This is a genomic window from Streptomyces sp. MRC013 (assembly GCF_023614235.1).
Taxonomy (GTDB): domain Bacteria; phylum Actinomycetota; class Actinomycetes; order Streptomycetales; family Streptomycetaceae; genus Streptomyces.
This window is the reverse complement of the sequence record NZ_CP094264.1, coordinates 3,338,345-3,351,266: the sequence shown is the minus strand read 5'-3', so window position 1 is coordinate 3,351,266 and position 12,922 is coordinate 3,338,345. Positions and strand designations below refer to the sequence as shown.

The window sequence follows — 12,922 nt, the reverse complement described above, 5'->3', positions numbered from 1 at the left end:
GCTGGTAGTCCAAGGTCACCGCAAAGGGTATATGAAGGATAAATGACATTCGCTCCCGCCACTTGCACCGGCACGCGGGGAGCGGGTAGGGCTAGTAAGGCAACCCCTACACGGCCGGCTTCGGAGGCGCCGCACACCGCAGAGACGACAGACGGCAATCGGCGGCCGCATGCCGAGAACGATGGAGGACACCCATGTCACCCCGGCTCGACGAGACGCGTACCCAGAACGCGGCGTCGGCAACATCCCCCCGCGGGATCCACCCGTCCGGCCTCCCGGACCTCCCCCCCATCCCCCCGTACGACGAGGTCGGGCCCCTCGACGCGCGAGCGCTCTCCAAGACGCTCTTCGCCCGGCTCGAGACCCTCGACGAGGGCACCCCCGAGCACGCGTACGTCCGCAACACGCTGGTCGAGCTGAACCTCGCCCTGGTGAAGTTCGCCGCCTCCCGGTTCCGGACGCGCAGCGAGCCGATGGAGGACATCGTCCAGGTGGGCACGATCGGCCTGATCAAGGCGATCGACCGCTTCGAGCTGAGCCGCGAGGTCGAGTTCCCCACCTTCGCCATGCCGACGATCATCGGCGAGATCAAGCGGTTCTTCCGCGACACGTCCTGGTCGGTGCGGGTCCCGCGGCGTCTCCAGGAGCTGCGGCTGGACCTGGCGAGGGCCGGCGACGAGCTGGCCCAGGAGCTGGACCGCTCGCCGACCGTCGGAGAGCTCGCCGAGCGGCTCGGCATCAGCAGGGACGAGGTCGCCGAGGGCATGGCGGCGAGCAACGCCTACACCGCCAGTTCCCTGGACGCCCAGCCGGAGGAGGACGACTCCGAGGGCGCCCTGGCCGACCGCATCGGCTACGAGGACCACGGACTGGAGGGCGTCGAGTACGTCGAGTCCCTGAAGCCGCTGATCGCGTCGCTGTCGCCCAGGGACCGCGAGATCCTCTCGCTGCGGTTCGTCGCCGGGCTCACCCAGTCGCAGATCGGCGAGGAGCTGGACATCTCCCAGATGCACGTCTCCCGGCTGCTCTCGCGCACGCTGGCGAAGCTCCGCGAGGGCCTGACCCTGGAGGAGTGACCCGCCCGTCCGCCCGCGGGCCCGCTCCCCCCTCCCGGGAGCGGGCCCGCGGGCGTTTCCCGTGCGTGGCGGGATCCGGCCCCCGCGGGCCGCCCCGGCGGTGCGGCCCCTGGTTGGGTGGGGGCCATGACGACGATCACGCGGCAAGAGGCGTTCCTGCGGCGGTTCCACGCCGAGCGGCCCGGCGTCACCGGGGAGGCACTGGTGCGGGGCGCCGGGCCCGACGGGCGGTCCAGCTACGCGATGCTGGGCGACCTGGTCCGCGGGGCGGGCGCGGTGCTCGACCTGGGGTGCGGCGACGGGGTGCTGCTGGAGCTGCTCGCGCGGGAGGCGGGCGCCCCCGCCGGGCGGGTGCTGGCCGGGGTGGACCTGTCGGCCGAGGCGCTGGCCGCGGCGCGCGGGCGGGCCGGGGTGCCCGCCGGGGCGGCGCTGGTGCAGGGGCGGGGGCAGCGGCTGCCGTTCGCGGACGGGGTCTTCGACGCCTGCGTGTCGCACCTGGTGCTGATGCTGGTGGACGACGTGGAGCGGGTCGCCGCCGAGGTGGCGCGCGTCCTCGCGCCGGGCGGCGTCCTCGCGTGCGTGGTGGGCGGCGGGGCCGTCCCCGGCGGCGACGACGCGTACGGACGGTTCCAGCCGCTGCTGCGGGCCGCCGTGGAGGCCCTGCCCGCCGGGCGGCGCGTCCCGAGGCTGGGCGACCCCCGGACCCGTACCCGCGAGGGCCTCGACGGGCTGCTGCGGGCCGCCGGCTTCGGGCCCGTCGTCCGGGAGACCGTGCCGCTGCGGCTCGACGGGACCGCGGAGGAGGTGTGGGGGGCCGTCTCGGGCCTGTACGACCTGGCGCCGCTGTCCGGGCCGGACACGGCGGCGCTGCGCGGGGCGTTCCTCGCGGAGGTCGCCCCGCTCGCCGGCCCGGACGGGCGCGTCCCGTGCGTCCTGCGCCTGCACCTCGTCCGGACGGCCCTGGCCGCCGGCTGAGCCCGGCTCTCCCTCCCCCGGCGGGCCGGCGGCTCAGGCCCGCTCGGCGAGGGTGTGGGCGACCAGGGCGTTCGCATGGCCGTGGCCGAGGCCGTGCGCGTCCTTGAGCCAGGCGACGAGCTCCCCGTGCCGGGTCAGCGGGGAGGAGCGGATCAGGTCCCTCCACTCCGCGACGGGCCGTCCGTACCTCTTCTCTATCGACGGGAAGTAGCTCGCGGGGCCCTTCGGCCGTGCCTGCTGCGTCATCTCCGGTCCTCTCCCGCTGCCGTGTGCGCTGCCGTGGGGGTGGACCGGGCGCCGCCCCCGGACTCGTCGGGGGCGGCGTGTGGCGTGTGTCACTCGGGCACCGCCGGTCCGGCCGCCGCTCGGCCGGCGACCCGGACGCCGGCGCGCCAGACCCGGGTGACCAGCGGGACGCCGGGGCGGTAGGCCAGGTGGACGTGGGACGGGGCGTCCAGGACCGCCAGGTCGGCGCGGGCGCCGGGGGTGAGGCGGCCGATGTCGCCGCGGCGGAGGGCCGCCGCGCCGCCCGCCGTGGCGGACCACACCGCCTCGTCGGGCGTCATGCCCATGTCCCGTACCGCCAGGGCGATGCAGAACGGCATCGACGAGGTGAACGACGAGCCGGGGTTGCAGTCCGTGGACAGCGCCACCGTCACGCCCGCGTCCAGCAGGCGGCGCGCGTCGGGCCACTGCGCGCGGGTGGAGAACTCGGCGCCGGGCAGCAGCGTCGCGACGGTCGAGCCGTTGGCGAGGGCGTCCACGTCCTCGTCCGTCAGGTGGGTGCAGTGGTCGGCGCTCGCCGCGTCCAGCTCCACCGCCAGTTGCACGCCGGGCCCGTACGAAAGCTGGTTGGCGTGGACGCGCGGGTGCAGGCCGCGGGCCCTGCCCGCGGTGAGGATCGCGCGGGCCTGGTCGCCGTCGAAGGCGCCCTTCTCGCAGAACACGTCGATCCAGCGGGCGTGCGGCGCGCACGCGTCGAGCATCTCCCCGGTGACCAGGGCCACGTACCGGGCCGGGTCGTCGGCGTGGTCCCGGGGGACGACGTGCGCACCGAGGTAGGTGACCTCGTCGGTGTGGCGGGCCGCGATGCGCAGCGCCCGCGCCTCGTCCTCGACGGTCAGGCCGTAGCCGGACTTCGTCTCGAAGGTCGTGGTGCCCTGGCGGAGCGCCTCGCCCAGGTAGCGGGTGAGGTTCGCCTCCAGTTCGGCGTCGGTGGCGGCGCGGGTGGCGGCGACCGTGGTGCGGATGCCGCCCGCCGCGTACGGGCGGCCGGACATGCGGGCGTTGAACTCGGCGGTGCGGTCCCCGGCGAAGACGAGGTGCGAGTGGGAGTCGACGAAGCCGGGGATCACGGCCCGTCCGCCGACGTCGACGCGGTTGTCGGTGGCGGGTGCTTTGCTGGCCTCACCGATCCAGACGACGCGGTCGCCCTCGATGGCGACCGCCGCGTCGCGGATCAGTCCGAGGGGGGACCCTCCCCCGCTCTCGAACTTGCTCGAGCGGGGGGACCCCCATCCGAGGGAGGGGTCGTTGGTGACCAGGCCGGCGATGTTCGTGATGAGCGTGGCCGCGGTGGCCGCCGGCGCGACGGCGCTGTTCGTCGTGTCGGGGCCCGCGGTCGCGGGGTCGCTGTTCGCGGGTTCGTTGCCGCTGTTCATGGTGCGGGGGTCCTCCTTCGGCCGGGTCAGTCGTGCAGGGCGGCGATCGCGTCCCGCAGCGCCCGCGGTACGTCCGGTACGAGGGCGTGGACCCCGTCCCGTACGACGTGGCGGCCGCCCACGACCGTGTGCCGCACGTCCGCGGCCGACGCGGCGAATACCGCCGTCTCGGCTGCCAGACGCGGTGGCGGGCCGGCCGTCCTGACGGTGTCCAGCGCGATCGTCGTGAAGTCGGCGAGCGCGCCCGCCTCCAGGCGGCCCGCGTCGGGCCGGCCCAGCGAGGCGTGCCCGTCGGCGGTGGCCGCGCGCAGCAGGGCGGCGGCGGTCCAGTTGCCGCGGGTGCGGGTGCGCAGCCGCTCGTCGAGCTCCATCGCGCGCGCCTCCTCCAGGAGGTCGATCACGGCGTGGCTGTCGGTCCCGAGGGACAGGGGGCTGCCCGCCCGTTGGAGGGCGGCGGCCGGGCCGATGCCGTCGGCGAGGTCGCGCTCCGTGGTGGGGCACATGCAGGTGCCGGTGGCGGAGCCGCCGAGGAGGGCGACGTCCTCGTCGGTGAGGTGGGTGGCGTGGACGGCGGTCGTCCGCTCGCCGAGCGCGCCCCGGTCGGCCAGCAGCCGGGCCGGGGTGCAGCCGTGGGCGGCGAGGCACGCCTCGTTCTCGGCGGGCTGCTCGGAGAGGTGGACGTGGAGGGGGCGTTCCGGTCGCGCGCCCAGTCGGCGACGGTGGCCAGCTGGTCGGCGGGGACGGCGCGCACGGAGTGGACGGCCGCTCCGATGCGGACCGCGTCGCCCCTGTCCTGCAGGGCGGAGGCGCGCTCGGCCCACGCGTCGGCGGTGCCGTCGGAGAAGCGCAGCTGGTGCTCGCCGGGGGGCTCACCGAAACCGGACGACAGGTAGGCGGTGTCGAGGAGGGTGATGCGGACACCCGCGTCGGCGGCGGCGGCGATCAGCGCCTCGCCCATGGAGTTGGGGTCGGCGTACGGCGTGCCGCCGGGCGCGTGGTGCAGGTAGTGGAACTCCCCCACGGCGGTGATCCCCGCGAGGGCCATCTCCGCGTACACGGCCGTCGCCAGGGCGCGGTACGTGTCGGGCGTGAGCCGGGACGCCGCCCGGTACATCGTCTCCCGCCACGTCCAGAAGGTGCCGCGCTCGGTCTGGACGTGGCCGCGCAGGGCCCGGTGGAAGGCGTGGCTGTGGGCGTTGGCCAGCCCCGGGATCGTCAGCCCCCGCAGGGGCGTGGCGTCCGGCGGCGGGGCGGGCACCCCCGGGCGGACGGCGGCGATGCGGCCGTCCGCCGCGTCCAGGGCGACGCCGGAGGCGACCGTCCCGCCCAGCCAGGCGTGCTCCAGCCAGTACGTCGTCATCGGCACGCCAGGCCCTCCAGTACGTCGGCGAGGGCGTGCACGCCGGCCGCGCAGTCGTCCTCGGCGGCGAACTCCGCCGGGGAGTGCGAGACGCCCGTGGGGTTGCGGACGAACAGCATCGCGGTCGGGACGGAGGCGGACAGGATGCCCGCGTCGTGTCCGGCACCCGTGCCCAGGACGGGCACGGGGCGGTCGCCGCCCCGGTCGAGGATCTTCCCGAGCTCGTCGCGCAGCGCGTGGGCGAAGTCGACGACCGGGGTGAACGACTCGCGTACGACGGTGAGGTCGACGCCCTGCCGGTCGGCGGCCTCCCGCGCGGCGGCCTCCACGGCCGCCGTGACGGCGTCGAGCGCCGCCTGGTCGGCGGCGCGCGAGTCGAGCCAGCCGCGGACCAGGGACGGGATGGCGTTGACGCCGTTCGGTTCGACGGCGACCTTGCCGAACGTGGCGACGGCGCCGGCCAGTTCCGCCTCGCGGCGGGCCGCCAGGACCGTCTCGGCGTACGGCAGCATCGGGTCGCGGCGGTCCGCGAGGCGGGTGGTGCCGGCGTGGTTCGCCTCGCCCCGGAAGTCGTACCGCCAGCGGCCGTGCGGCCAGATCGCGGAGGCGATGCCGACGGGGTCGCCGGAGAGGTCCAGGGCGCGGCCCTGCTCGACGTGCAGCTCCACGAACGCGCCGATCCGGGCGAGGCGCTCCGGGTCGGGTCCGATGGCCGCCGGGTCGTACCCGGCCGCCTCCATGGCCTGCGGCAGGCTCGTCCCGCCGCCGTCGCGCAGCGCGTACGCGGCGTCCTTCGTCAGCTGCCCCGACGTGAGGCGGGAGCCGACGCAGGCGAGGCCGAAGCGGGCGCCCTCCTCGTCGCCGAAGTTCACCACGGCGAGGGGGCGGGCGGGGGCGGCGCCCCGGCGGAGGAGTTCGTCGACGGCGGCGAAGGAGGAGACGACGCCGAGGGGGCCGTCGAACGCGCCGCCGTCCGGGACGGAGTCCAGGTGGGAGCCGGTGACGACGGCGTCCGTGCCCCGCGGGTCGCCCAGCCAGGCCCACTGGTTGCCGTTGCGGTCGGTCTCGTAGGCCAGGCCCCGGGCCTCGGCCTGCTCCCGGAACCAGGCGCGGCAGTCGGCGTCGGCGCCGGTCCAGGCGTAGCGGCGGTAGCCGCCGGAGCCGGCGTCGCGGCCGATCCCGCGCAGGCCGTCCCACATCTCGTGGAACGACGCGCCCGCGCGGGGCGCGCCGGCGGTCTCCCGCGGGCGCTCCCGCCCGGCCCGGGGGAGCCTCCTCCCGCCGGGGAGCGCTCCTCCGCGGCGGGGCGGCCGTCGTTCACGCCTCCTCCCGCATGGGGACCCGGACGCCGCGCTCGGCGGCGACCTCGTCGGCGCGGTCGTAGCCCGCGTCCACGTGGCGGATGACGCCCATGCCGGGGTCGTTGGTGAGGACCCGGCGGACCTTCTCGCCGGCGAGCTTCGTGCCGTCCGCGACCGTGACCTGGCCCGCGTGGATGGAGCGGCCCATGCCGACGCCGCCGCCGTGGTGGAGGGAGACCCAGGACGCGCCGGAGGCGACGTTGACCATGGCGTTGAGCAGCGGCCAGTCCGCGATGGCGTCCGAGCCGTCGAGCATCGCCTCGGTCTCCCGGTACGGGGAGGCGACGGAGCCGCAGTCGAGGTGGTCGCGGCCGATGGCGAGGGGGGCGGCCAGCTCGCCGGAGGCCACCATGTCGTTGAAGCGCTCGCCGGCGCGGTCGCGCTCGCCGTAGCCGAGCCAGCAGATGCGGGCGGGCAGGCCCTGGAAGTGGACGCGCTCGCCGGCCATCTTGATCCAGCGGGCCAGCGACTCGTTCTCCGGGAACAGGTCGAGGATCGCCTTGTCGGTCCTGGCGATGTCGGACGCCTCGCCCGACAGGGCCGCCCAGCGGAAGGGGCCCTTGCCCTCGCAGAACAGCGGGCGGATGTACGCGGGGACGAAGCCGGGGAAGGCGAACGCCCGGTCGTACCCGGCGAGCCGCGCCTCGCCGCGGATGGAGTTGCCGTAGTCGAAGACCTCCGCGCCGGCGTCCATGAAGCCGACCATCGCCTCGACGTGCTTCGCCATCGACTCGCGCGCACGGGTGGTGAACCCGGCCGGGTCCTTGGCGGCCGCGTCCGCCATGTCCTCGAAGGCGGTGCCGACCGGCAGGTACGACAGCGGGTCGTGGGCCGAGGTCTGGTCGGTGACGATGTCGATGGGGGCGCCCGTCGCGAGGAGCTGCGGCACCAGCTCGGCGGCGTTGCCGAGGACGCCGATCGACAGGGGGCGGCGGTCGTCGCGGGCCTCGACGGCGAGCCGGAGGGCGTGGTCGAGGGAGTCGGCCCGCACGTCCAGGTAGCGGTGCTCGATGCGGCGCTCGATGGCGCGCGGGTCGCAGTCGACGCAGATCGCGACGCCGTCGTTCATGGTGACGGCGAGCGGCTGGGCGCCGCCCATGCCGCCGAGGCCGGCGGTGAGGGTGATCGTCCCGGCCAGGGTGCCGCCGAACTTCTTCTCGGCGACGGCGGCGAACGTCTCGTAGGTGCCCTGCAGGATGCCCTGGGTGCCGATGTAGATCCAGGAGCCCGCGGTCATCTGTCCGTACATGGTGAGGCCCAGGGCCTCCAGGCGGCGGAACTCCTCCCAGTTCGCCCAGTCGCCGACCAGGTTGGAGTTGGCGATCAGGACGCGCGGGGCCCACTCGTGGGTCTGCAGGACGCCGACCGGGCGGCCGGACTGGACGAGCATCGTCTCGTCCTGCTTCAGGGTGCGCAGCGTGCGGACCATGGCGTCGAAGGACCGCCAGTCGCGGGCGGCCTTGCCGGTGCCGCCGTAGACGACGAGCTTGTCGGGGTGCTCGGCGACCTCGGGGTCGAGGTTGTTCTGCAGCATCCGCAGGGCGGCCTCCTGCTGCCACCCCAGGGCGCTCAGTTCCGTACCGCGCGGGGCCCGTACGGGTCGGGGTCCTGACATGGGGGTGCCTCCTCGGATGCTCGGCCCTGCGGCCACTGGGACGACGCTCACTCCCGTGAATGAGGTATTCACATCCTGCTGGACTGAATAGTTGTAGTCAACAGCTGCGCGGCCGCACGGCGGGTGTTTGGCTGGGGACATGGCTTCCGACCGTCGCGACCGGGCCGTCCGCGCAGCCGTCGGGCACGCGCTGCCCTCCGCCGCCGAACCCGTCGTCGCCCTCCTCGACACCGCCGGCGTCCGCGCCTCCGCCGCCGCCCTGCGCGCCGCGTTCGCCGCCGTCACCGACGCGCCCGTGCTGCACGCCTTCGCCGTCAAGGCGTCCCCGCTCGTCCCCGTCCTGCGCCTGCTGTACGAGCAGGGGCTGGGCGCCGAGGTCGCCAGCCCCGGCGAGCTGGCCCTGGCGCGCGCGGCCGGCGTCCCGCCGCACCTGACCGTCCTCGACTCGCCCGCCAAGACCACCGCCGAGCTGCGTGAGGCCCTGGCCCTCGGCGTCGCCGTCAACGCCGACAGCCCCCAGGAGCTGGCCCGCCTCGACGCCCTCGTGCCGGCCGCGGCCCCCGCCGGCCCGCCGCCCCTCGGCCTGCGGGTGAACGCGCAGGTCGGCGGCGGCACGATCGACGCCCTGGCGACCGCCACCGACACGTCGAAGTTCGGCGTCGGCCTGCGCGACGCCGGGGCGCGCGAATGGATCGTGCGGGCGTTCCTGGACCGCCCGTGGCTGACGCGCCTGCACACCCACTCCGGCTCCCAGGGCGTCCCGCTCGCCCGCATGGCGGCCGGGGTCCGCGCCGTGTACGAGCTCGCCGAGGAGATCAACGCGGCGGCCGGGCGGCGCCAGGTCGACACGGTCGACATCGGCGGCGGCCTCCCGGTGAACTTCGCGTCGGACGAGGAGGCCCCGACGCACGAGGCGTACGCGCGGCTGCTCGCCGCCGAGGTGCCGGGGCTGTTCGACGGGAGGTACGGGCTGGTCACCGAGTTCGGCCGGTCGCTGCTGGCCAAGCACGGCACGGTGCTCGCCCGCGTCGAGTACACCAAGACCTCCGGTTCGAGGCCGATCGCCGTCACCCACGCCGGCGTCCAGGTCGCCGCGCGCACCGTGTACGCCCCCGCGGCCTGGCCGCTGCGGATCTCCGCGTACGACGCGCGGGGGCGGCCCAAGGCCGGGCCGGCCGTCGACCAGGACGTGGCCGGGCCCGCGTGCTTCGCCGGGGACCTGCTGGCCGCGGCCCGGGCGCTGCCGCGGCTCGTACCGGGCGACGTGGTGGCGGCGCTGGACACCGGCGCCTACTACTTCGCGCACCACTACGCGTACAACTCCCTGCCCAGACCGGGTGTGTACGGGTACGCGGTCCGGCCGGACGGCACGGTGCGGTTCACCACCGTGCGGCCGCCGCAGCCGCTCTCGGAGATCGTCGCGGAGGCGGGCGGGGACCGGAGGGACGCGCTGGTGCGGGAGTAGCGGCGGCCCCCACCGAGCCGGCGGCACGCCCCCGCGAGAACGCCGGAAGCCCCTCCGGGGGCGGGACGTCGCGGCACCTCTCCGCCGCGGGGGGCGCCACCCCGGCGTCAGCGGCGGCGCCGCGCCCCTCCGGGTGCGGCGTCGCCCGCGGCGATCCCCGTCGTCCGGTACGCGGTGACGTGCCGGCCGGCCGGGCCGCCCTCGGCGAGCAGGTCGGCGCCGATCCACAGCAACCGGTCGGCGGCGGCCTCGCGGCGGCCGATCCACACCGCCTTCAGCCACAGCCCGGCGCCCAGCCCCGCGACGAACAGCCCGACCGCGGCGGGCACCGCGAACGACGACCCGACGGCCACCGGGAAGGCCGGGAGCAGCCACGGGCGACGGGCGCGCCGCCGGGCGCGGAGGGTGGCGGCCCGGTCCTGCAGGACGTCCGCGCGGGCGGCCCGCACGGCGGCGGCGGCCGGCGCCGTGTAGCGGCCGCGCCGGGCGAGGAGCACCGCCGCGGCCGCCACCAGGAACAGCGCGGTCCCCGCGAGCAGGCCGATGCGCCGCCCCGTCAGTCCGGGCGGCAGCGTTCCCACGGCCGCCCCGGCCAGCCCCGACCAGAACAGGGGCGCCGCCCCGGCCCGTACCGCCACGGCGACCCTCGCCAGCACCTGACCTCCGCGTGCCACGTCCCGTCCTCCTCCTGCCCCGGCTGCGATGCGGATGCGTGCCCGGCAGGGTACAACCGGCCCGCGAGCACCCGGGACCCGGTCCGGCAGGGTCCCCGGAGGGCCCGGTCCGGCGGTGCTACTCGACGAACAGCCCGCGCGCGGCGGCCCGCGCGTCGAACTCCTCCAGCCGCGCCTGCGCCTCCGGCAACCCGTCGCACATCGCCTCCAGCAGCGCCCGCCCGAGGAGCATCGGCCCGCACGCCGTGTCGAAGGCGAGGGCGGTGCCGACGGCGGCCGGGAGCAGCAGGTCGCTGTGGCGGGCGACCGGCGCGAACGCCGAGTCGGCGACGGTCACCACGGTCAGCCCGGCGGCCCTGGCGTACTCCAGGGCGTCGAGGACCTCGCGCGGGTGGCGGGGCAGCGCGAAGCAGAGCAGGACGGTGGCCCCGGCCCGTACGGCGGCGTCGACGCGGTCGGCGAGCATCGACCCGCCCTCGTCGAGCACCCGGACGTCCGGATGGACCTTGGCGGCGAAGTACGCGAAGCCGCGGGCCTGGGCGGCGGCGGCGCGCAGCCCGAGGACGGGCAGGGGGCGGGAGGCGGCGAGCAGCCGGCCGGCCCGCTCGACCGGCGCGGGGTCGGCGAGCAGTTCCGCGAGGTGGCGCAGGTTCTCGATCTCGGCGTGGACGGCCTGCTGGTACTCGTTGGCCCCCGTCGTCCCCTCGGGCGCCTCGCCCGGGGCGACGCGGGCGGGCTCGGCGGGGGCGACCTCCCGCAGGTGCCTGCGCAGCGCGGGGTAGCCGTCGAAACCGAGGGCGACGGCGAAGCGGGTGACGGACGGCTGGCTGACCCCGGCCAGCTCGGCCAGCTCCACGCTGGACAGGAACGGCACGTCGGCGGCGCGCCGCACCATCCAATGGGCGATCCGCCGCTGCGTCGGCGTCAGCCGGTGCCCCTCGAACAGCGCCTGCAACCGTACGCCGGGGGTGTCGCTCATGTCGGTACCCCTGCCCTCCACCTCGGGTCTATTCAGCCACCGCAGTAACTGAATAGACCATATGCAAGACCTGCTCCGCCGGGAAAGCGGGAGGCCCGGGCAGCCCGCGACGGGCGGGCGACCGGGCGCGGCGGCCACCGCCCTCGGCCGAGGGGTGGCGTGACGCCGTGGCTCCGCCTTCGTCACGGACCCGCCCCGCCTCCTCCCTCCACCGGATCCCCGCGGGCCCACGAGTCCGGGGCTCGGAAGCGCGGTTGACAACGGGGCCCGAAACCGTCCACCATGCGTGGCCGCTTCCGGAGCCGCACGGCTTCGTACACGAAACCGGCGCGTGTTCGCTCAACGGCATCGGGGGTCGGCGCACATGGGGTTCGACGGGGAGGCTCCGCGGCCGCGGTCCGGGGCGGCGGCGCGGCAGGACGCCTTGACGCGTCCGAACCGGCCGCCCGCCGACGACGGCCCACGGCTGCGGCGCGGCCGACCCGGCGACGTACGGCACCGACGTGACCGGGGCCGGTCCCTCCGGGTCCGCCACCGGTCCCGGCGGCACCGCGCCCCGCGCCTCCACGGCGGCGCCCACCGCGGCGCCCGACCCGGTCCGCGCCCGCTCCGGCCCGCACCCGGCCCGGTCACGGCCGGCCCGGCGGTCGACACGGGTGCCGTGTACGCCGGCCGCCCGACCCGGGACGACCACGAGGCCGCCGGCAGGGTCGGGGACCGGGCCCTCGACGGGGCGGAGGGCCTCGGAAACGACACCGCCGGCGGCGCCGAGAAGTCGGGTGGCGCCCCCGACCCGTTCGACCGACGAGGAACCCATGCACACCACCGTCTCCCCGTTCACGCTCGCGTACGAGAAGCGGCGTGAGCCGGGCGGCCGGCCGCAGTACGGCTGGCGGGGCAGGTCCCCGGAGTTCGGCGAGGTCCGGGTGGTCTGGCCGGCGCCCCCGCACGCCTCCGGCGCCATCGTGACCGAGGCCGGCGGTGACCGTCTCCCCACAGCCAGGTTCGAGACCCGCGGCCTGCTCTCGGACCTCGTCTCCATGCCCACCCTGAACCGCGCGACGTGCCGGGTCGACGGCCGGCTCGCCGGCCTGGACCGGAACCGGTGGGCCGTCACCCGCCGGGGCCGCTCCCTGCGGCTGCGGTACCTGGGCGACCACTACCGGCTGACGGCGATCGGCAGGCACGCGTACCGGCTGACGCGGCTCGCCGACGGCGAGGACCCCGGTGTCCTCGTCACCGTGCGCCGGTCGGGCATCGCGGGCGGCAGGAGGCTGACCGTGCGGGCGGCGGGGCGGGTGCTGCCCGCGGACCTCGCCCTCGCGGCCCTGTTCGCCGGCGTCGACCGGTCGGTCCTCACGCGGCGCGGGGCCGTGGGGGCCGGTTTCAGGAGGGTGTTCGGCTTCTGGGCGGAGGCGACGTACTGACGCGTCCGGGACGGAGCCGTCCGCGGAGCGCCGGGACGAGCGCACCCCGGGCGTACGTCCGGTCCCGGGACGCCCACCGCGCTCCGGGACCCCGCCCCGACCCGCTCCCCACACGGCCCCGGCCGTACGGACGCCGCCGCTCCCCGGGCACCGGGGGGTGGGGCGACAGCGGTCCGTGCGGGGACCCGGATCCGGGCCGGGGCGGTCGCCGCTCCGCGGCGCCGGCGGGGGTCCGGGAGCCGCTCCGGAGGTCCGTGGCGCCGGCGGCCGCCACGGTGCCGGGTGCGTGCCGAGCGGATGCTTCCGCCGTGCGCCGTCCCCGTACCGTT

Annotated in this window: 10 protein-coding genes and 1 pseudogene; 4 read left to right on the top strand and 7 right to left on the bottom strand. The window is 76.5% G+C overall.

Annotated elements, in window-relative coordinates; translation table 11 throughout:
- Nucleotides 1-194: 194 nt before the first annotated feature.
- Both LUW75_RS15380 and LUW75_RS15375 read left to right on the top strand, forming a co-directional pair.
- Nucleotides 195-1,076, top strand: a complete 882-nt coding sequence (locus LUW75_RS15380) for an RNA polymerase sigma factor SigF (protein ID WP_250336121.1) — start codon at nt 195-197, stop codon at nt 1,074-1,076.
- A gap of 126 nt (nt 1,077-1,202) precedes the next feature.
- Nucleotides 1,203-2,051 (top strand): class I SAM-dependent methyltransferase, encoded by an 849-nt coding sequence (locus LUW75_RS15375; RefSeq protein WP_250336120.1) that lies wholly within the window; start codon nt 1,203-1,205, stop codon nt 2,049-2,051.
- A 33-nt stretch (nt 2,052-2,084) separates the two neighbouring features.
- On the opposite strand, the gene LUW75_RS15370 is transcribed toward LUW75_RS15375, so the two are convergent.
- The 5 genes and pseudogenes from LUW75_RS15370 to hutU form a co-directional block, all read right to left on the bottom strand.
- Nucleotides 2,085-2,297 carry a DUF4287 domain-containing protein gene (locus LUW75_RS15370; RefSeq protein ID WP_250336119.1) on the bottom strand — a complete coding sequence of 71 codons (213 nt, stop codon included), beginning with the start codon at nt 2,295-2,297 and terminating at the stop codon, nt 2,085-2,087.
- A gap of 89 nt (nt 2,298-2,386) precedes the next feature.
- Complete coding sequence (hutI, locus tag LUW75_RS15365) at nt 2,387-3,712, bottom strand: imidazolonepropionase (protein WP_250336118.1); 1,326 nt, start codon at nt 3,710-3,712, stop codon at nt 2,387-2,389.
- Nucleotides 3,713-3,738: 26 nt separating this feature from the next.
- Nucleotides 3,739-5,072 (bottom strand): annotated as a pseudogene (locus LUW75_RS15360) (formimidoylglutamate deiminase).
- Nucleotides 5,069-6,271 carry an allantoate amidohydrolase gene (locus LUW75_RS15355; protein WP_250336117.1) on the bottom strand — a complete coding sequence of 401 codons (1,203 nt, stop codon included), beginning with the start codon at nt 6,269-6,271 and terminating at the stop codon, nt 5,069-5,071. The pseudogene LUW75_RS15360 and the gene LUW75_RS15355 overlap by 4 nt, the downstream one beginning before the upstream one ends.
- A gap of 118 nt (nt 6,272-6,389) precedes the next feature.
- The gene (gene hutU, locus LUW75_RS15350) at nt 6,390-8,048 is read right to left on the bottom strand and encodes a urocanate hydratase (protein WP_250336116.1); all 1,659 of its coding nucleotides are present in this window, start codon (nt 8,046-8,048) and stop codon (nt 6,390-6,392) included.
- A 139-nt stretch (nt 8,049-8,187) separates the two neighbouring features.
- Between hutU and LUW75_RS15345 the strand changes: the two genes are divergently transcribed.
- On the top strand, nt 8,188-9,513 hold the full coding sequence (locus LUW75_RS15345) for a type III PLP-dependent enzyme domain-containing protein (protein WP_250336115.1): 1,326 nt from the start codon (nt 8,188-8,190) through the stop codon (nt 9,511-9,513).
- Nucleotides 9,514-9,620: 107 nt separating this feature from the next.
- Here LUW75_RS15345 and LUW75_RS15340 read toward each other — a convergent pair whose 3' ends face one another.
- Both LUW75_RS15340 and LUW75_RS15335 read right to left on the bottom strand, forming a co-directional pair.
- Nucleotides 9,621-10,187, bottom strand: coding sequence for a hypothetical protein (locus tag LUW75_RS15340; RefSeq protein WP_250336114.1), 567 nt, complete (start codon nt 10,185-10,187; stop codon nt 9,621-9,623).
- A 118-nt stretch (nt 10,188-10,305) separates the two neighbouring features.
- Entirely contained in the window at nt 10,306-11,166 is an 861-nt protein-coding gene (locus tag LUW75_RS15335) for a MurR/RpiR family transcriptional regulator (RefSeq protein WP_250336113.1), read from the bottom strand.
- 815 nt (nt 11,167-11,981) lie between these two features.
- Between LUW75_RS15335 and LUW75_RS15330 the strand changes: the two genes are divergently transcribed.
- Nucleotides 11,982-12,593, top strand: coding sequence for a hypothetical protein (locus LUW75_RS15330; RefSeq protein ID WP_250336112.1), 612 nt, complete (start codon nt 11,982-11,984; stop codon nt 12,591-12,593).
- Nucleotides 12,594-12,922: the final 329 nt, after the last annotated feature.